The organism is Pseudomonas sp. Wu6 (genome assembly GCF_019891515.1).
Taxonomy (GTDB): domain Bacteria; phylum Pseudomonadota; class Gammaproteobacteria; order Pseudomonadales; family Pseudomonadaceae; genus Aquipseudomonas; species Aquipseudomonas orientalis_A.
The window spans coordinates 20,973-38,613 of the sequence record NZ_JAFLXH010000020.1 but is presented as its reverse complement, the minus strand read 5'-3'; the positions used below and the strand labels follow the sequence as shown (position 1 = coordinate 38,613).

The window sequence follows — 17,641 nt, the reverse complement described above, 5'->3', positions numbered from 1 at the left end:
ATAAGTCAAAGCACTGCTGGCGAGCTCTTTTGCGCAAAGGCGCTCTAAGTCAAAGCTTGGTAGATGGCTTGGGAGAAGGAAGACCACGGTTTACGTGGTCTATCGCCAAATGTTCCAGGTTCACCGGTTTGCACAAATGTGCACATTGCTGGCCTGTGGATGACCAGGTACGAGCTATGCCTGCGGCAAGTTACTTTCTAACGTCTGGATGAAGGTTGCGGTAGAAAGTACCAAGCGAAGGGGGTTATTCGTGGATGGCACAAACCCTAACTTACGCTGGTAGTAATCCGCAGCATCTTGGTCTTTTGCATCGACGATCACAAACGCTACACCAGACTGCTTGGAAACCGTGTACACGCGACGGAAGAAGTCAGACATCAATCTCTGGCCGAGTCCCTTGCTTTGAGTGCCCTTGTCGATCGCCAGACGACTCAAAAGCACTGCCGGCATAGGATACCGAGGCATTTTCTTTTTTTGGTCATCGCTTAACTCTTGCAGGGCTACAGAGGCATTCGCTAGGGTGTAATAGCCCAGCAGTGCCCCATCTTCGACGTACATGAATGTGCGGGAGACGTTTCGCTTTTGGTCTTGCCCTGCGTGCTGGGCAATGTACGTGTTCAAGGCTGGGTGCGGCCCGCAATCAAATGCAGAGCGGTCAATCGACCTGTCGAAGTCGACGGTGATGAAATCCATTGAAAGCCCTTAGCGCAAGGCCAGCAGGTTGCGGAGTGTGTCAGTGGGCTCAGGGGGATTATCTAACAGTTGGTACGCTGTGTTGGCGTCAAGCACGGTTATGCCCTCGACATCAAAATCAGCGGCCTTCTCTTCATGCGCGACAGAGCGCACGGCCAGTGCTGCAACAACCTTCTTCAACTCTTCCAGATCGCGTTCAAGGCCCGACAGGTGGGGCGCACGCATTGGACGATGCGTTGAGTCTTTTTGATTCAACACGCTGCTCGAGAGGCTTTTCGTGACATGCCGTTCAACCACATCGTCCGCGCTTGAAAGGAGAGCCTTGAAGCTTCCGTTCCGGCCACGAATGGTCACTGACACCATTTTGCCGTGCGTAATTCGGGTATGTTTTTTTTGCTGAGCTGCTTTGTTCACTCTGTATTCCTCCGTCAGCCTTCATTCTATCCCATTTTTGCTAACCGCCTATGGCCTTGCCTTTAAGGGGGTGTTACTAAAGATCAAGAAAATGAAAGTGTAGAGTAAAGATCTTAGGGGCAACCCAGGAAAACAAAGCCAACCTTGGGGTTGGCTTTTTCGATGGTGGTGGACATGTCTAACCTCGGTATCGAATGACGCCGCCACCGTGAAGGGCGGGCAGCGCGCTTGACCAGCTTTATGCGGGGAAATGCGACGAGCGCTGTGCTCTTCAATACCCCAATGCCTAAGCAAATAATTCAGCGTGGCTCCCCAAGTCTACAAAGGTGATCAGGTCAGCCCGTGAATGTTCGTAAATCAGCAGGAAATCACCACCAATATGGCATTCTCTGAACCCGTCCCAGTTTCCGGTGAGCGCATGGTCTCGATACTCGGCGGGTAGTTGTTCGCCCAAAAAAAGCGAAACCATCACTACCCTGACCTCACTCATGTCTCGACGCCCGGCGCGTTTATAGCGCTCCCAGGATTTTTTAAACTCAGGTGTCTGTGCGCATTGCTTGGGTATGTCAGCGCGTTTTTGCTTCTTCTCCTGCTTCGCCATCGGCGTCCCTTAGCATGTCATCGATCGAGTCGAACTGGCGACGGATAGCATGCGCTTGCTTCATGGCGCGAGCGGTTTTCTCCGAAGGGATGCGTACCTCGAAAGGCAGCCCTTGCGTCGTCACTACCTGACGGAGGAAAAGACGCATGGCGTCACTGAGGCTAAGCCCACAGGCATTGAGCACAGCAGTGGCACGCTCCTTCAAATCCTCGTCTATGCGACAACGCACATCAGTGGTTTTCAGTAATGCAGACATATCGTGACTCCCTATCAAAAATGTAGCTACGTTGTGGCTACGTCTTGAGTATGGATCAACCCGTCAAAACCGAGCAAACGCTTTTTGCTCCAAGCGTGACGCCCGGCCCCCCATACGTCGGAATCACGGTGCCTTTAACACGCGAAAACGTAGCGTTGGTACTCAGTGACGTCAATGCAGGCAAAAAGACGCCTGTTTTAATGCAGAGAAATGCGACCAGCGCTGCGCTATGCTTCGCGCCGTTGCGCGTAGGTAAAATCCGAAGGTCAACAAAACGTCTGTTACGAGAAGTAAAACAGCGCATGCTACGGTCAGTTTGAGCACGTTGTTTATAAGCGACCTCAGGTCAAAGGGCAGGAGTGGTTGATGGGTCAGGCAAGTAGTCAGGCAGCGGGTGCCGAGCATTCGAACGCCAAGCCGATTGGCATGCTGGTAGCAGCGGTCGGGGTGGTGTATGGCGATATCGGGACCAGCCCGCTCTACACCCTTAAAGAGGTGTTCAATGGCGGTTATGGGGTGCAGGTCAACCATGACGGGGTGTTGGGGATCCTGGCGCTGATCTTCTGGTCGCTGATCTGGGTCGTGTCGATCAAATACATGCTGTTCGTGCTGCGCGCCGACAACCAGGGCGAAGGCGGCATCATGGCGCTGACCGCCCTGGCACGTCGTGCGGCGGGGGAGCGCAGGAAATTGCGCAGTTTCCTGGTGGTGTGCGGCTTGTGCGGCGCGGCGCTGTTCTACGGCGACAGCATGATCACCCCGGCGATTTCGGTGTTGTCGGCCGTGGAGGGCCTTGAGCTGGCGTTCGACGGCCTGGAACGATGGGTCGTGCCCATCGCGCTGGTGGTTCTGGTGGCGCTGTTCCTTATCCAGAAACACGGCACTGACCGCATCGGCAAACTGTTCGGGCCGGTGATGGTGACCTGGTTCCTGGTGCTGGGCGGCCTTGGCGTGTATGGCATCACCCTGCACCCTGAGGTGCTCAGCGCCATGAACCCGATGTGGGCCGTGCGCTTCTTCGAGGCTCATCCCGGCATCGGCGTGGCCATCCTCGGCGCGGTGGTGCTGGCACTGACCGGCGCCGAAGCGTTGTATGCCGACATGGGCCACTTCGGCCGCAAACCCATCGCCCGTGCCTGGTTCATTTTGGTGCTGCCGGCGCTGGTGCTCAACTATTTCGGCCAGGGCGCCATGTTGCTGGGCGATCCGGAAGCGGCCCGCAACCCGTTCTACCTGCTGGCACCGAGCTGGGCGCTGATCCCGCTGGTGGTGCTGTCGACCCTGGCTACCGTGATTGCCTCCCAGGCGGTGATTTCCGGTGCGTTCTCGCTGACGCGCCAGGCCATCCAGCTGGGTTATATCCCGCGCATGCATATTCAACATACCTCCAGCGCCGAACAGGGCCAGATCTATATTGGCGCGGTGAACTGGTCGCTGATGGTGGGCGTGATCCTGCTGGTGCTGGGTTTTGAATCCTCCGGTGCGTTGGCGTCCGCCTATGGCGTGGCGGTGACCGGCACCATGCTGATGACCACGATTCTGGTGTCTGCGGTGATGCTGCTGCTGTGGAAATGGCCGCCGGTGCTGGCGGTGCCGGTGTTGCTCTGCTGTCTGTTGGTGGACGGGCTGTACTTTGCCGCCAACGTGCCGAAGATCATCCAGGGCGGCGCCTTTCCGGTGTTGGCGGGGATCGTGCTGTTCGTGCTGATGACCACCTGGAAGCGCGGCAAACAATTGCTCGTCGAGCGCCTCGACGAGGGCGGCCTGCCGCTGCCGATATTTATCGGCAGTATCCGCGTGCAGCCGCCCCATCGCGTGCAGGGCACAGCGGTATTTCTTACGGCGCGCCCCGACGCCGTACCCCATGCGCTGCTGCACAACCTGTTGCATAACCAGGTGTTGCACGAGCAGGTGGTGCTGCTGACCGTGGTCTACGAAGACATCCCGCGTGTGCCCGCGACGCGGCGTTTCGAAGTGGACGCCTATGGCGAGGGGTTCTTCCGGGTGATCCTGCACTTTGGTTTTACCGATGAGCCGGACGTGCCCGAGGCGCTGAAACTGTGCCATCTGGACGAACTGGATTTCAGCCCGATGCGCACCACCTACTTCCTCAGCCGCGAAACCGTGATCGCCTCGCGCATCAAAGGCATGGCGCGCTGGCGCGAAGCGTTGTTCGCGTTCATGTTGAAGAATGCCAACGGCAACCTGCGCTTCTTCAAACTCCCGGTCAATCGGGTGATCGAGCTGGGCACTCAGGTCGAGATGTAAGGCGCTGCAGCACGGGGGCCGGCAATCGGCTCCCGGTTTACCTCTGGAGCCCTTTACCTCTGGAACCCTGTGCGATCGGTCGTTGTCGACTAGGCTCTAAGCACCATGAAGAGAGCCTTGGAGCTTGCCCACAGAACCCGAAGAGGTGCGCCATGAGTCAGCTGCTCGAACCCTATACCCTGCGTCAACTCACCCTGCTGAACCGCATCGCGGTATCACCGATGTGCCAATACTCAAGCGATGATGGCCTGGCCAACGACTGGCACCTGGTGCATCTGGGCAGCCGTGCCGTGGGCGGCGCCGGGCTGATCTTCACCGAAGCCACCGCCGTGACCGCCGATGGCCGCATCACCGCCCAGGACCTGGGGTTGTGGAAAGACGAACAGATCGAACCGTTGCAACGCATTACACGCTTTATTGCGGCGCAAGGCGCGGTGGCCGGTATTCAACTGGCGCACGCCGGGCGCAAGGCCAGCACTTATCGGCCGTGGATCGGCAAGCATGGCAGCGTCAAGCCAGAGGACGGTGGCTGGGTTCCGGTAGGCCCGTCGCCTATCGCATTCGACCCTCAGCACACGCAACCCAAGCCGCTGGATGAAGCACAGATCCGCCAAGTGATCGCCGATTTTGTCGCCGCCGCCAAGCGTGCCCTGGCCGCCGGTTTCGAAGTGGTGGAGATCCATGCCGCCCACGGTTACCTACTGCATCAGTTTCTGTCGCCCATCAGTAACCAGCGCCAGGACCAATACGGCGGCTCCTTCGAAAACCGCATTCGCCTGGTGCTGGAGGTGACCCGCGCGGTGCGCGAAGTCTGGCCCCAGAACCTACCGCTGTTTGTGCGCGTGTCAGCCACCGACTGGGTGGAAGACGGCTGGAACCCCGATGAAACCGTGGAACTGGCGCGCCGCCTGAAAGACCTGGGCGTGGACTTGATCGACGTGTCCTCCGGCGGCACCGCCGCCAACGCCGAAATCCCCACCGGCCCCGGTTACCAGACGCGCTTTGCCGAGCGGGTACGCAAGGAGTCGGGCATCGCCACCGGCACGGTCGGCATGATCACCGAACCGGCCCAGGCCGAACATATCCTGCGCACCTGCCAGGCCGACATCATCTTCCTGGCCCGCGAATTGTTGCGCGACCCGTACTGGCCGCTGCATGCCGACGATGACCTGGGCGGGCGCAAGGCGATCTGGCCGGCGCAATATCAACGGGCGACGCACCGCGACCAGCCGATTCATGAATCGGATCTCAGGGATTGACCCTTAGCGTATACCCACACAACCCACCCTGACACGGTGGGTTTTTTTTGCTCGTGGTTATGATGCGGATTGATCTGAGTGGTCGGTGAAGGCGTGAGAAAGGGTTGTAGGTATTTATTACCGAAGCAATTATTTAAGTGAATACTCTAAAAAAATCCCACACGTAACCAGATTGTTTCTACGCTTAAGGTAAGCCTGATTTTCGGCCCAGGAAGTCAGTCCGCTTCACGTCACGGGGATAATGGGCAGCAGGAGTATTGGATCGATATCAGGAGAAGCAGTCCATGGCCAAGTCCTATGGTGTAGCGGGTGTGATGGCGTCTTTTCTGATCCGCAGGATGTCCTTGCGTGGCCGCAGGTTGAGTTCGGATGAAGTCGAACTGCTGGCGCATTATCGCACCCTGACCGAGAGCGATCAGGTTGCGATGCGGTATTTGATTGGGGCGATGAAAACCGTGTCGCGGTTTTGAAGGGTGGGCGGACACCGTGTGGGAGCGCATTGCTCCCACAGCGTGGGCCGCCGTCTCAGGTGTATTTACGCTTCGCCGGCTCAGGCGGGAAATACTGATACAGCCAAGTCTCACTCAGAGTACGGTCCTGGGTGCGGATAAACAGACGCAGCTCTACCGGCTCCACGCTGTCACTGGTGGGGTACCAGTCGAACAGAATGCGATAGCCCTTGATATTGTCGAGCACTAGCACGCTGAAGTCTTTCACCTCGCCGTGCGAGCAGGTGACCACCGGCTCGATGCCCGTGCCGGCTGGCAAACGGTCCAGACCACCGCCCTTGAAGTCCACCGCAAAGCGGCGTGCCCACACCTCAGGGTAATGCTCGCCTGGGGCCCAGCCTTCGGTAAATCCGCCCATGCCCGAACGGGTCGCGTCGACCTGGGCCAGCGGCGTGCTCACCGGCGGCAGGGCGCTCCAGTAGAGCTTGTAGCCGTAGTTGAGCGAATCACCGGCCATCACCGGTTTTTTCGGGGTCCAGAAGGCCACGATATTATCCAGGGTCTCCCCGGTGGTCGGGATTTCCAGCAGGTCAATCGAGCCTTCGCCCCAGGCGGTGGTGGGTTCTACCCAGAGGCTGGGGCGCTTGCTGTACCAGTCCACAGTGTCTTGATAGCTGGCGAACTCGTGGTCGGTCTGCACCAGGCCGAAGCCTTTCGGGTTGGTGTCGGCGAAGGCGTTGAACTGCAGCTTGGCCGGGTTGTTCAGCGGACGGCAAATCCACTCACCGTTGCCGCGCCACATGGCCAGGCGGTCCGAGTCGTGGATTTGCGGGTGGATGGTGTCGCACATCCGGCGTTCGTGGGTTCCGCAACTGAACATGCTGGTCATGGCCGCAATGCCCAATTGTTCGATGGCGGTGCGCGCATTGATATGGGCATCGATCGCCATCACCACTTGATTGGCCTGGCAGTCGATATCGAAGCGATAGGCGCCGGTGGCGCTGGGGGAATCGAGCAGGGCGTAGACCACGAAGCGGGTGGCGTCCTTGTCCGGGGTTTCGAACCAGAACTGGGTGAAGTCGGGGAATTCCTCGCGTTTTTTCGCGTAGGTGTCGATCGCCAGGCCGCGCGCCGACAGGCCGTACTGGCCGGTGGAGTCGACGGCGCGAAAGTAGCTGGCACCCAGGAACGACAGCACATCATGGCGGTCAAGCTCCGGCGCCTTGAACAGTTTGAACCCGGAGAAGCCCAGGTCGCCGGTCAGCTGTTTGGTGTCAACCGTGGTTTTTTCATAGTTGAACAGCGAAGGGCGAAAATGCACTTCGCGGGCCTCGCGGGTCTTGGGGTCGACACTGTGCATGCGCACCGGCGTCTTGAAGCCCATGCCGACGTGAAAAAACTGCACGTCCAGTTGCCCGTTCAGTTCCTTCCACAGCGAATGGTTGCCGTCGTAGCCAATGGCGTTGAAGTTCTGCGGGGTCATGGTTGCCAGCGTGGGCGGCAGCACTTGCCGGGTGTCTTTGTAGGCGGCGCCGGCGAGCTGTTTGGCCTGGGCCTTGAGCGTGTCGAAATCGAATGCCACGGCCTTGCCGTCGGCGGCACGGTTCCCGGCCCAGGCCTGCGCGGCCAGCAGGCCACTGGCCGACAAACCGGTGTAGGCCGCAATGGCCATGGACGCTTTGAGCAAATTCCTGCGGTGCATAGAGACAACCTGTCGTGAGCGAATCCCGCGCCGTTCCTGGCACGTAACGGATCAGAAATAACGGTTCGGACATGCCTTCGGCCAAACGCAACGGACAATAAACAGACGCCGGATAGCTTAAGCGGTTCGATGGTGAAGGAAAAATCATTGATGGCAGCATGATGGCGCCGCTGTGCAACAAGACATTTCCGACGCCAGGGCAGGGCGTTACATCTGGAAGCACTCTAGATAGAGCGTTTTTGGCACTTAGTTTTACGCTGAGGGCCTATTGGTCCTACGAACCCAAGTGTCTGGAGGCTACGAATGAATACCCGTGGATTGCTCGATCAGTTGCTCAAGTCTGGCCAGGATATGTTGCAGAACAAGGCCGGCGGCCAGCGTCAATCAACTGACAAAGGCGCCCTTGGCGGGCTGCTTGGCAGTGGCGGGCTCGGCAGTCTGCTCGGTGGCGCAGGCGGCGGTGCCTTGGCGGCCGGAGCCATGGGCTTGCTGATGGGCAATAAGAAGGCGCGCAAGTTCGGCGGCAAGGCCCTGACCTACGGAGGCCTGGCCGCGTTGGGAGTCATTGCCTACAAAGCCTACGGCAACTGGCAGGCACAACAGGCCAGCGCGCCCCAGGGCGAGCCGCAAACCATTGATCGTCTGCCGCCGGCCCAGGTCGAGCAACACAGCCAGGGCATTCTCAAGGCGCTGGTCGCTGCCGCCAAGGCCGACGGGCATGTGGATGAGCGTGAGCGGGCGTTGATCGAAGGCGAGTTCACCAAGCTCGACAATGACCGCGAACTGCAAGCCTGGCTGCACGCCGAGTTGAACAAACCCCTCGACCCGGCCGATGTCGCCCGCGCCGCCGGTACTCCGGAAATGGCCGCCGAGATGTACATCGCCAGTGTGATGCTGGTGGACGAGGAAAACTTCATGGAGAAGGCCTACCTGGACGAACTGGCGCGCCAGCTGAAGCTGGAGCCGGGCCTGAAGGCGGAGCTGGAGAAACAGGTGCGCCTTAACCTCGAATAAAACCGCCTACCTGTCCACAGGTGGGAGCGGGCCTGCTCCCACCTTCAAACCCGGCTTGGTTCAAAGCGCCAGGGCGCCTGCAGTGTCCCCGCAAACCATTGGTTAATACACGCCATCGCTCAGCTATACTCCCCTCCATTTGAATGGATCTGCGAGGAATTACTGTGAAGAACTGGACCCTGCGCCAACGGATTTTGGCGAGCTTTGCGGTAATTATCGCGATCATGCTGCTGATGGTCGTGCTCTCGTATTCGCGCCTGTTGAAAATCGAAACCAGTGAGAGCTCCGTGCGCGATGACGCTGTGCCTGGCGTGTTTTTCAGCTCGATGATTCGCAGCGCCTGGGTCGACAGCTACCTGCAAACCCAGGAATTGGTGGGCATCCACAAAAACCAGGGCATTTCCGAGGAGGACAAGCAGGACTACAAGTCCTTCGAGGCTCGCCTTGAGAAATACATGGCCGACTACGCCCAGACGATCAATTTCACCCAGGACCGCAGCGAGTTCGATGCCTTCGAAAAAATGCATCAGAACTACAACCAGATCCTCGCCCAAGTGCTCCAGGCTCAGCAGAGCAACAACGCCGCCGAGGCGGTCAGGTTGTTCAGCGAGCAACTGACGCCCGTCTGGGTCGCAGGCCGCATGAAGCTCAATGACATCATCCAACAGAACAAGCAGGTCGCCGACGAGGCCACCGCCGCCATCGATGACGCGGTCGAGGCCGCGAAGATCAGCATGGGCGTCTCGCTGCTGCTGGCGGTGCTTGCCGCCGCGCTCTGTGGCCTGCTGTTGATGCGCGCAATCATGGCGCCGATGAAGCGCATCGTCGATATCCTCGAAGTCATGCGCACGGGCGACCTGAGCAAGCGCCTGAACCTGGAGCGCAATGACGAATTCAATATGGTCGAAACCGGCTTCAACGACATGATGACCGAGCTGACCGCGCTGGTCTCCCAGGCGCAGCGTTCGTCGGTGCAGGTCACCACCTCGGTGACCGAGATTGCCGCCACCTCCAAGCAGCAACAGGCCACGGCCACCGAAACCGCCGCCACCACCACTGAAATCGGCGCCACATCGCGTGAAATCGCCGCGACCTCCAAGGACCTGGTGCGCACCATGACCGAAGTGTCGACTGCCGCCGACCAGGCTTCGGTCGCCGCCGGTTCCGGTCAACAGGGCCTGGCACGCATGGAAGAAACCATGCATTCGGTCATGGGCGCCGCCGACCTCGTCAACGCCAAGCTGGCGATCCTCAATGAAAAGGCCGGCAACATCAATCAGGTGGTAGTGACCATCGTCAAAGTGGCTGACCAGACCAACCTGCTGTCCCTCAACGCTGCCATTGAAGCCGAGAAAGCCGGTGAGTACGGGCGCGGTTTTGCCGTGGTCGCTACCGAAGTACGCCGCCTGGCCGACCAGACCGCCGTCGCGACGTACGACATCGAGCAGATGGTGCGCGAGATCCAGTCGGCGGTGTCGGCGGGCGTGATGGGCATGGACAAGTTCTCCGAGGAAGTGCGCCGCGGCATGTTCGAGGTGCAGCAAGTGGGCGAGCAACTGTCGCAAATCATCCACCAGGTGCAGGCCCTCGCGCCGCGGGTGTTGATGGTCAATGAAGGCATGCAGGCCCAGGCCACCGGCGCCGAGCAGATCAACCACGCGCTGGTGCAGTTGGGGGATGCCAGCAGCCAGACCGTCGAGTCCCTGCGCCAGGCCAGCTTTGCCATCGATGAACTGAGCCAGGTCGCGGTGGGTCTGCGCAGCGGCGTGTCGCGTTTCAAAGTCTGATGAGCGACTTCGCGGCTAAACGCGGCGCCGTTACGGCAGCGAAAAAGGCGTTGTTCCTGGTGTTCCACATCGGCACTGAGCGCTTTGCCCTCAAGGCCACGGAAGTGGTCGAGGTACTGCCGCGCCTGCCGCTCAAACCCATCGCCCAGGCACCTGTGTGGGTGGCGGGCATCTTTGCCCATCGCGGCGCGCTGGTGCCGGTGATCGACCTGAGCGCGCTGACCTTCGGTACCGTGGCCCAGGCCCGTACGAGTACGCGGCTGGTGCTGGTCAATTATCAGCCACAAGCCGGGAGCCAGGCGCGGTGGCTGGGCCTGATCCTGGAGCAGGCCACCGACACCCTGCGGTGCGACCCCGCCGAGTTCCAGCCCTATGGCCTGGATAACCGCCAGGCGCCCTACCTGGGGCCGGTGCGCGAAGATGCGCTGGGCTTGATGCAATGGATCGGCGTGGCCGAGTTGTTGAGCGATGACGTGCGTGCGTTGCTGTTTTCCAGCGAGTTGAGCCTATGAGCAGTGATCCGCGCTTCTCGGCCTTCCTGAAGGAACGTATCGGCCTGGACGTCGCGTCGGTGGGCGAGGCGATCATTGAGCGTGCGGTGCGCCAGCGTTGCCAGCTGTCCCAGGCGCCCACAGCGGACGCGTACTGGCAGCTCCTGCAAAGCTCCCACGATGAGCAGCAGGCGCTGATCGAAGCGGTGATCGTTCCCGAGACCTGGTTTTTCCGCTACCCCGAGTCCTTTGCGACCCTGGCCCGCCTGGCCCATGCACGCCTGGCCGAGATCAAGCAGATGCGCGCCTTGCGCATTCTCAGCCTGCCGTGTTCCACCGGCGAAGAGCCCTATTCGATTGCCATGGCCCTGCTCGACGCCGGCCTGGCGCCGCACCAGTTCAAAGTGCAAGGGATGGACGTCAGCCCGTTGTCCGTGGAGCGTGCCCGCCGCGGTGTGTACGGCAAGAACTCCTTTCGCGGTGCCGACCTTGAATTTCGCGACCGTCATTTCACTGAAGACGGCGGCGCCTACCGCATCGCCGACCGGGTGCGCGAGCAAGTACGCCTGCAAGTCGGCAACCTGCTCGACCCGGCGCTGTTGGCCAATGAGTCCAGTTATGATTTTGTGTTCTGTCGCAACCTGCTGATCTATTTCGATCAGCCCACCCAGAAGCAAGTCTTCGATGTGCTCAAGGAACTGACCCACGTGGACGGCGTGTTGTTTATCGGCCCGGCCGAAGGCAGCCTGCTGGGACGCCATGGCATGCGTTCGATTGGTGTGCCGCAATCCTTTGCGTTCAGCCGGCACGCGGAGTCGGTCGCGCCAGCCCCGGTGTTTGCACCGATACCGGCACCCACGCCGCCGCGCAGTGCGGCGCCTGTTACGCTCAAGCCGCGCCCGTTCAGTACGGTTGGCGCCCAGGCGGCGCCGGTCAAGGCAGCGCATACGGAGGCCGGCGAGCTGCTCAACCAGATCGCCACCTTGGCCAATGAGGGCAAGAGTGCCGAGGCCCGCGCTGCGTGCGAACGCTATCTGGGCAGCCATCCGCCGGTGGCCCAGGTGTTCTACTGGCTGGGCTTGCTCAGCGATGTAGCCGGCAACGCCCCGCAAGCCCAAGGGTATTACCGTAAAGCCTTATACCTGGAACCGCAGCATCCGCAGGCCTTGATGCACCTGGCCGCGTTGCTCGAGTCCCAGGGCGACAGTGCGGGGGCGCGTCGTTTGCAGGCGCGCGCCGCGCGTAGCGAGCGAGCTGACAGTGAGTCCAAACGATGAGTAGCCCTGACGCGCTGGATACCGCTGGCCTGGACCTGACCCTGGCCGACACCCAAGCCATCGACGACTGCTGGAACCGCATCGGCATCCATGGCGACAAATCCTGCCCCTTGCTGGTGGAGCACATCCATTGCCGTAACTGCTCGGTGTATTCGGCCGCGGCCACGCGCCTGCTCGACCGCTATGCGCTGGCGCAGGACGAGCGTCCCGCACAAGCCGCCGGCGAGCTCGACAGCCAGGTGGTCACCCGCTCCTTGCTGATGTTCCGCCTCGGCGAGGAGTGGCTGGGCATCGCGACCCGTTGCCTGGTGGAAGTCGCGCCCCTGCAACCGATCCACTCCTTGCCGCACCAGCGCTCCCGGGCTTTGCTGGGCGTGGCCAACGTACGCGGCGCATTGGTGGCCTGCCTGTCGCTGGTGGAACTGCTCGGCCTGGACAGCGCCAGTACCGGCGCCACCGGCGGGCGCATCATGCCGCGCATGCTGATCATTGCGGCGCAGGATGGCCCGGTGGTCGTGCCGGTGGACGAAGTGGATGGCATCCATGCCATCGATGAGCGCACCTTGAGCGCCGCGTCGGCCTCCGGTACCCAGGCCAGCGCGCGTTTCACCCAGGGTGTATTGCAGTGGAAAGGCCGCAGCCTGCGTTGGCTGGACGAGGCTCAATTGTTGTCCGCCGTGACCCGGAGCCTCGCATGACCCCCGACCAGATGCGCGATGCCTCGCTGTTGGAACTGTTCAGTCTGGAAGCCGATGCGCAGACCCAGGTGCTCAGTGCAGGCCTGCTGGCCCTGGAACGCAACCCGACCCAGGCCGACCAGCTTGAGGCCTGCATGCGCGCCGCGCACTCGCTCAAGGGCGCGGCGCGGATTGTCGGGGTGGATGCCGGCGTCAGCGTGGCCCATGTCATGGAAGACTGCCTGGTCAGCGCCCAGGAAGCGCGCTTGTACCTGCAGCCCGAGCATATCGACGCGTTGCTGCAGGGCACGGATTTGCTGATGCGCATCGCCACCCCGGGCAATAACGTAGGGGCGGCGGATATCCAGGCCTATGTGGCGCTGATGGAGCGCTTGCTGGACCCGTCGCAACCCAGCGCCATGGTCGCGCCGAAACCCGAACCGGCTCCCATGCCGGTGATCGAAGCGCCGGCGCCCGAACCTGAGCCGGCGCCCGCCGTCATCAGCGAGCCGCCGCGCCACGGCAAACGCATGACCGAAGGCGGTGAGCGCGTGCTGCGGGTCACGGCCGAACGCTTGAACAGCCTGTTGGACCTGTCCAGCAAGTCATTGGTGGAAACCCAGCGACTCAAGCCCTACCTGGCCAGCCTGCAGCGCCTCAAGCGCCTGCAAAGCAACAGCCTGCGCGCCTTGGATACCCTGGACGGCCACCTCAAGGTCATCGACCTGAATCTTGAAGCCCAGGAAGCCCTGGCCGATACCCGCCGCTTGTTGAGTGAGGCCCAGGCGCTGCTGGCGCAGAAGAACGCCGAGCTGGACGAGTACGGCTGGCAGGCCGGCCAGCGCGCCCAGGTGCTTTACGACACCGCGTTGGCCTGTCGCATGCGCCCGTTTGCCGACGTGCTGGCCGGGCAGGTGCGCATGGTGCGTGACCTTGGCCGCAGCCTGGGCAAGCAAGTGCGCCTGGAGATCGAGGGCGAAAAGACCCAGGTCGACCGCGATGTGCTGGAAAAGCTCGAGGCGCCACTCACGCATTTATTACGCAATGCCGTCGATCACGGCATCGAAATGCCCGAGCAGCGGCTGCTGGCGGGCAAGCCAGCGGAAGGCTTGATTCGCCTGCGCGCATCCCATCAAGCCGGCTTGCTGGTGCTGGAGTTGAGCGATGACGGTAACGGCGTCGACCTTGAGCGCCTGCGCGGCACCATTGTCGACCGGCACCTGTCCCCCGTGGAGACCGCGTTGCGCCTGAGCGAGGAAGAACTGCTCACGTTCCTGTTCCTGCCGGGGTTCAGCCTGCGCGACAAGGTGACCGAAGTGTCCGGTCGCGGCGTCGGCCTGGATGCGGTGCAGCATATGGTGCGTCAACTGCGCGGCGCCGTGGTGCTGGAGCAGACGGCGGGGCAGGGCAGTCGCTTTCATCTTGAGGTGCCGTTGACCTTGTCGGTGGTGCGCAGCCTGGTGGTGGAGGTCGGTGAAGAGGCCTACGCCTTCCCGCTGGCACACATCGAACGCATGTGCGACCTGGCGCCCGAGGACATTGTGCAACTGGAAGGTCGCCAGCATTTCTGGCACGAGGGCCGGCATGTCGGCCTGGTCGCCGCCAGTCAGCTGTTGCAGCGTCCACCGGGGCAAACCCCTGGCGATACCTTGAAAGTGGTGGTGATACGCGAGCGCGATGCCGTGTATGGGATCGCCGTCGAGCGCTTTATCGGTGAGCGCACCCTGGTGGTATTGCCGCTGGATGATCGCCTGGGCAAGGTCCAGGATATTTCCGCCGGCGCCTTGCTCGACGATGGCTCGGTGGTCCTGATCGTCGACGTGGAGGACATGCTGCGTTCGGTGGACAAGTTGCTCAACACCGGCCGCCTGGAACGTATCTCCCGGCGCACCCAGCAGGCCACCGAGGCACCGCGCAAGCGGGTGCTGGTGGTGGACGACTCGCTGACCGTGCGTGAGCTGCAACGCAAGTTATTACTCAATCGCGGTTATGAAGTGGCCGTTGCGGTCGATGGCATGGATGGCTGGAACGCATTGCGTTCCGAGGATTTCGACCTGCTTATCACTGATATTGATATGCCTCGCATGGACGGTATTGAATTGGTCACACTCTTGCGCCGTGACAGTCGCCTGCAATCGTTGCCGGTGATGGTGGTTTCCTACAAGGATCGGGAAGAAGACCGACGCCGAGGCCTCGACGCCGGCGCCGACTATTACCTGGCCAAAGCCAGCTTCCACGACGATGCCTTGCTCGACGCCGTGGTTGAGCTGATCGGGGGCGCCCGGGCATGAGGATTGCGATCGTCAATGACATGCCCCTGGCCGTCGAGGCGTTGCGGCGCGCCTTGAACCTGGAACCCGCGCACGAGGTGGTATGGGTGGCCAGTAATGGCCTGGAAGCGGTACAGCGCTGTGCCGAACGGCTGCCGGACCTGATCCTGATGGACTTGATCATGCCGGTAATGGACGGCGTGGAGGCCACGCGGCAGATCATGGCCGAGACGCCCTGCGCGATTCTGCTGGTGACCGTCGACCGCCAGGCCAATATGAGCCGGGTGTTCGAAGCCATGGGCCACGGCGCCCTGGATGTGGTGGACACCCCGGCACTCGGCGTGGGCAACCCCAGGGATGCGGCAGCCCCGTTGTTGCGCAAGATCCTCAATATCGGCTGGCTGATCGGCCAGCGCGGTAGCCGTGTGCGCGCCGAAACCGCGCCCGAGCGCAGCACCGGCAAACGCCAGAGCCTGGTGGCGATCGGTTCTTCGGCGGGCGGCCCGGCTGCTCTGGAAGTCCTGCTCAAGGGATTGCCCCGCAACTTTCCCGCCGCCATCGTGCTGGTCCAGCATGTGGACCAGGTGTTCGCCGCGGGCATGGCCGAGTGGTTGAGCAGTGCGTCCGGCCTGCCGGTGCGCCTGGCGCGAGAGGGTGAGCCACCGCAGAGCGGCGTGGTCTTGCTGGCCGGTACCAACCACCATATTCGCTTGTTGAAAAATGGCACGCTAGCCTATACCGCAGAGCCGGTGAACGAGATTTACCGGCCGTCCATCGACGTGTTTTTCGAAAGTGTCGCCAGCTATTGGATCGGTGACGCCGTCGGCGTACTGCTGACCGGCATGGGGCGCGACGGCGCCCAGGGCCTCAAGTTGATGCGCGAACAAGGATATTTGACCATCGCCCAAGACCAGTCGAGTTCGGCGGTGTATGGGATGCCCAAAGCAGCGGCGGCGATTGACGCCGCTGTTGAAATTCGCCCACTGGAAAGAATTGCGCCGCGATTGCAGGAGGTCTTTGCAACATGATCGACAATCTCCCGCCGTGCTGGTTTGCAGGCGTAATTCAGGTGACCGCACATGAATGATCTACAACTTGACGACTTCAAGACCGACGAAAACGCCGCCATGGTGCTGCTGGTCGACGACCAGGCCATGATCGGCGAAGCTGTGCGGCGCGGCCTGGCCCATGAAGAAAACATCGATTTCCACTTTTGCGCCGACCCGCACCAGGCGATCGCGCAGGCAATTCGCATCAAGCCGACCGTGATCCTGCAGGACCTGGTCATGCCCGGCCTCGACGGCTTGACCCTGGTGCGCGAGTACCGCAATCACCCGGCCACGGCGAATATCCCGATCATCGTGCTTTCCACCAAGGAAGACCCGCTGATCAAGAGCGCAGCGTTTGCGGCCGGGGCCAACGATTACTTGGTCAAGCTGCCGGACAATATCGAACTGGTGGCGCGCATTCGCTATCACTCGCGCTCCTACATGACCCTGTTGCAGCGCGACGCGGCTTACCGTGCGCTGCGGGTCAGCCAGCAACAGTTGCTGGACACCAACCTGGTGCTGCAACGGCTGATGAACTCCGATGGCCTGACCGGGCTGTCCAATCGGCGCCACTTCGACGAATACCTGGAACTGGAATGGCGCCGAGCCATGCGCGACCAGACCCAGCTCTCCTTGCTGATGATCGATGTGGACTTCTTCAAGACCTACAACGACAGTTTTGGCCACGTCGAGGGTGACGAGGCCTTGCGCAAAGTCGCCAATACCATCCGCGAAGCCAGCAGCCGTCCCTCGGACCTGCCGGCACGCTATGGCGGCGAAGAGTTCGCGCTGGTGCTGCCCAACACCTCGCCGGGCGGTGCGCGGCTGGTGGCGGAAAAACTGCGCATGGCGGTGGCCGCCCTGAAAATCCCGCATATCGCGCCGGCGGAAGGTTCGAGCCTGACCATCAGCATTGGCCTGTCGACGTTGACACCCGTACAGGGCACCGATTGCCGGCAGTTGATCATGGCGGCGGACAAGGGACTGTATATGGCCAAGCATAATGGGCGTAATCAAGTCGGCATCGAGTGAGTTCAGACTGTAACCCATTAAATGTGGGAGGGGCTTCCCTCCCACATTGTGAGCTTGGTATTCATCCAAATTAAGTGCACATGAACGTGGTTGGACGAAGAAGCCCGCCATCTATGTAGAGTCGATGGCAGGAGGTAGCAGAGAGATTATTCTATTTTAAATCCAGGCTTGCCATTAGCCACACGCCACTGTTTAACTTCTTCTACAATGCCCGCCGGGCTGTCTTCTCTGTCAGCTCTTGGATAGTAGACGAGATCTGATCCGTCAGGATGTTCTGTAAGGCGCGTGAACTCTAATAGCATTTCGTCATCTTCTTCCTCAGTACGAGCACTCGCGTCACAAAGGGAAATTACGAATTCTAAAAATTCGGTTTCTGTGTACTCGGAAATTGAAGTTTTCATC

17 protein-coding genes are annotated in these 17,641 nt (G+C 61.0%); 11 read left to right on the top strand and 6 right to left on the bottom strand.

Going from position 1 to position 17,641, the window contains the following annotated elements; all coding sequences use genetic code 11:
- Nucleotides 1–174: 174 nt before the first annotated feature.
- From J1G34_RS15225 to J1G34_RS15210, 4 genes are all read right to left on the bottom strand, one after another.
- Complete coding sequence (locus J1G34_RS15225) at nt 175–693, bottom strand: GNAT family N-acetyltransferase (protein ID WP_065898190.1); 519 nt, start codon at nt 691–693, stop codon at nt 175–177.
- 9 nt (nt 694–702) lie between these two features.
- Nucleotides 703–1,107 carry a hypothetical protein gene (locus J1G34_RS15220; RefSeq protein WP_065937242.1) on the bottom strand — a complete coding sequence of 135 codons (405 nt, stop codon included), beginning with the start codon at nt 1,105–1,107 and terminating at the stop codon, nt 703–705.
- A gap of 286 nt (nt 1,108–1,393) precedes the next feature.
- Nucleotides 1,394–1,708, bottom strand: a complete 315-nt coding sequence (locus J1G34_RS15215; protein ID WP_065898188.1) for a type II toxin-antitoxin system YafQ family toxin — start codon at nt 1,706–1,708, stop codon at nt 1,394–1,396.
- Complete coding sequence (locus J1G34_RS15210; protein ID WP_057723256.1) at nt 1,674–1,964, bottom strand: type II toxin-antitoxin system RelB/DinJ family antitoxin; 291 nt, start codon at nt 1,962–1,964, stop codon at nt 1,674–1,676. Before J1G34_RS15210 ends, J1G34_RS15215 begins: the two co-directional genes overlap by 35 nt.
- Nucleotides 1,965–2,330: 366 nt before the next feature.
- Between J1G34_RS15210 and J1G34_RS15205 the strand changes: the two genes are divergently transcribed.
- From J1G34_RS15205 to J1G34_RS15195, 3 genes are all read left to right on the top strand, one after another.
- Nucleotides 2,331–4,232: a potassium transporter Kup gene (locus tag J1G34_RS15205; protein WP_065898186.1), complete on the top strand. Its 1,902-nt coding sequence runs from the start codon at nt 2,331–2,333 to the stop codon at nt 4,230–4,232.
- A 152-nt stretch (nt 4,233–4,384) separates the two neighbouring features.
- Complete coding sequence (locus tag J1G34_RS15200; RefSeq protein ID WP_065898185.1) at nt 4,385–5,491, top strand: NADH:flavin oxidoreductase/NADH oxidase; 1,107 nt, start codon at nt 4,385–4,387, stop codon at nt 5,489–5,491.
- A gap of 284 nt (nt 5,492–5,775) precedes the next feature.
- Entirely contained in the window at nt 5,776–5,961 is a 186-nt protein-coding gene (locus J1G34_RS15195; protein ID WP_065886041.1) for a hypothetical protein, read from the top strand.
- 55 nt (nt 5,962–6,016) lie between these two features.
- Here J1G34_RS15195 and J1G34_RS15190 read toward each other — a convergent pair whose 3' ends face one another.
- Nucleotides 6,017–7,642 (bottom strand): glucan biosynthesis protein D, encoded by a 1,626-nt coding sequence (locus J1G34_RS15190; RefSeq protein ID WP_065891939.1) that lies wholly within the window; start codon nt 7,640–7,642, stop codon nt 6,017–6,019.
- 303 nt (nt 7,643–7,945) lie between these two features.
- Here J1G34_RS15190 and J1G34_RS15185 point away from each other — a divergent pair, with 303 nt between their 5' ends.
- From J1G34_RS15185 to J1G34_RS15150, 8 genes are all read left to right on the top strand, one after another.
- The gene (locus J1G34_RS15185) at nt 7,946–8,656 is read left to right on the top strand and encodes a tellurite resistance TerB family protein (RefSeq protein WP_065891940.1); all 711 of its coding nucleotides are present in this window, start codon (nt 7,946–7,948) and stop codon (nt 8,654–8,656) included.
- Between the two features lie 164 nt (nt 8,657–8,820).
- Complete coding sequence (locus tag J1G34_RS15180) at nt 8,821–10,443, top strand: methyl-accepting chemotaxis protein (protein ID WP_065891941.1); 1,623 nt, start codon at nt 8,821–8,823, stop codon at nt 10,441–10,443.
- Nucleotides 10,443–10,955 (top strand): chemotaxis protein CheW, encoded by a 513-nt coding sequence (locus J1G34_RS15175; RefSeq protein WP_065886045.1) that lies wholly within the window; start codon nt 10,443–10,445, stop codon nt 10,953–10,955. The genes J1G34_RS15180 and J1G34_RS15175 overlap by 1 nt, the downstream gene beginning before the upstream one ends.
- Complete coding sequence (locus J1G34_RS15170) at nt 10,952–12,211, top strand: CheR family methyltransferase (RefSeq protein ID WP_065937243.1); 1,260 nt, start codon at nt 10,952–10,954, stop codon at nt 12,209–12,211. Before J1G34_RS15175 ends, J1G34_RS15170 begins: the two co-directional genes overlap by 4 nt.
- The gene (locus tag J1G34_RS15165; RefSeq protein ID WP_222994289.1) at nt 12,208–12,909 is read left to right on the top strand and encodes a chemotaxis protein CheW; all 702 of its coding nucleotides are present in this window, start codon (nt 12,208–12,210) and stop codon (nt 12,907–12,909) included. Before J1G34_RS15170 ends, J1G34_RS15165 begins: the two co-directional genes overlap by 4 nt.
- Nucleotides 12,906–15,179 carry a hybrid sensor histidine kinase/response regulator gene (locus J1G34_RS15160; protein WP_222994288.1) on the top strand — a complete coding sequence of 758 codons (2,274 nt, stop codon included), beginning with the start codon at nt 12,906–12,908 and terminating at the stop codon, nt 15,177–15,179. The genes J1G34_RS15165 and J1G34_RS15160 overlap by 4 nt, the downstream gene beginning before the upstream one ends.
- On the top strand, nt 15,176–16,186 hold the full coding sequence (gene cheB, locus J1G34_RS15155; protein ID WP_065886049.1) for a chemotaxis response regulator protein-glutamate methylesterase: 1,011 nt from the start codon (nt 15,176–15,178) through the stop codon (nt 16,184–16,186). Before J1G34_RS15160 ends, cheB begins: the two co-directional genes overlap by 4 nt.
- 51 nt (nt 16,187–16,237) lie before the next feature.
- Nucleotides 16,238–17,239, top strand: coding sequence for a response regulator (locus J1G34_RS15150; protein ID WP_065891946.1), 1,002 nt, complete (start codon nt 16,238–16,240; stop codon nt 17,237–17,239).
- Nucleotides 17,240–17,385: 146 nt separating this feature from the next.
- On the opposite strand, the gene J1G34_RS15145 is transcribed toward J1G34_RS15150, so the two are convergent.
- Entirely contained in the window at nt 17,386–17,640 is a 255-nt protein-coding gene (locus tag J1G34_RS15145; protein WP_065891947.1) for a bacteriocin immunity protein, read from the bottom strand.
- Nucleotide 17,641: the final 1 nt, after the last annotated feature.

Excerpts from the sequence above, each read along its gene's own strand:
- J1G34_RS15225 (WP_065898190.1), bottom strand. The coding sequence starts at position 693 with ATGGATTTCATCACCGTCGACTTCGACAGGTCGATTGACCGCTCTGCA.
- J1G34_RS15215 (WP_065898188.1), bottom strand. The coding sequence starts at position 1,708 with ATGGCGAAGCAGGAGAAGAAGCAAAAACGCGCTGACATACCCAAGCAA.
- J1G34_RS15210 (WP_057723256.1), bottom strand. The coding sequence starts at position 1,964 with ATGTCTGCATTACTGAAAACCACTGATGTGCGTTGTCGCATAGACGAG.
- J1G34_RS15205 (WP_065898186.1), top strand. The coding sequence starts at position 2,331 with ATGGGTCAGGCAAGTAGTCAGGCAGCGGGTGCCGAGCATTCGAACGCC.
- J1G34_RS15200 (WP_065898185.1), top strand. The coding sequence starts at position 4,385 with ATGAGTCAGCTGCTCGAACCCTATACCCTGCGTCAACTCACCCTGCTG.
- J1G34_RS15195 (WP_065886041.1), top strand. The coding sequence starts at position 5,776 with ATGGCCAAGTCCTATGGTGTAGCGGGTGTGATGGCGTCTTTTCTGATC.
- J1G34_RS15190 (WP_065891939.1), bottom strand. The coding sequence starts at position 7,642 with ATGCACCGCAGGAATTTGCTCAAAGCGTCCATGGCCATTGCGGCCTAC.
- J1G34_RS15185 (WP_065891940.1), top strand. The coding sequence starts at position 7,946 with ATGAATACCCGTGGATTGCTCGATCAGTTGCTCAAGTCTGGCCAGGAT.
- J1G34_RS15175 (WP_065886045.1), top strand. The coding sequence starts at position 10,443 with ATGAGCGACTTCGCGGCTAAACGCGGCGCCGTTACGGCAGCGAAAAAG.
- J1G34_RS15170 (WP_065937243.1), top strand. The coding sequence starts at position 10,952 with ATGAGCAGTGATCCGCGCTTCTCGGCCTTCCTGAAGGAACGTATCGGC.
- J1G34_RS15165 (WP_222994289.1), top strand. The coding sequence starts at position 12,208 with ATGAGTAGCCCTGACGCGCTGGATACCGCTGGCCTGGACCTGACCCTG.
- J1G34_RS15160 (WP_222994288.1), top strand. The coding sequence starts at position 12,906 with ATGACCCCCGACCAGATGCGCGATGCCTCGCTGTTGGAACTGTTCAGT.
- cheB (WP_065886049.1), top strand. The coding sequence starts at position 15,176 with ATGAGGATTGCGATCGTCAATGACATGCCCCTGGCCGTCGAGGCGTTG.
- J1G34_RS15150 (WP_065891946.1), top strand. The coding sequence starts at position 16,238 with ATGAATGATCTACAACTTGACGACTTCAAGACCGACGAAAACGCCGCC.
- J1G34_RS15145 (WP_065891947.1), bottom strand. The coding sequence starts at position 17,640 with ATGAAAACTTCAATTTCCGAGTACACAGAAACCGAATTTTTAGAATTC.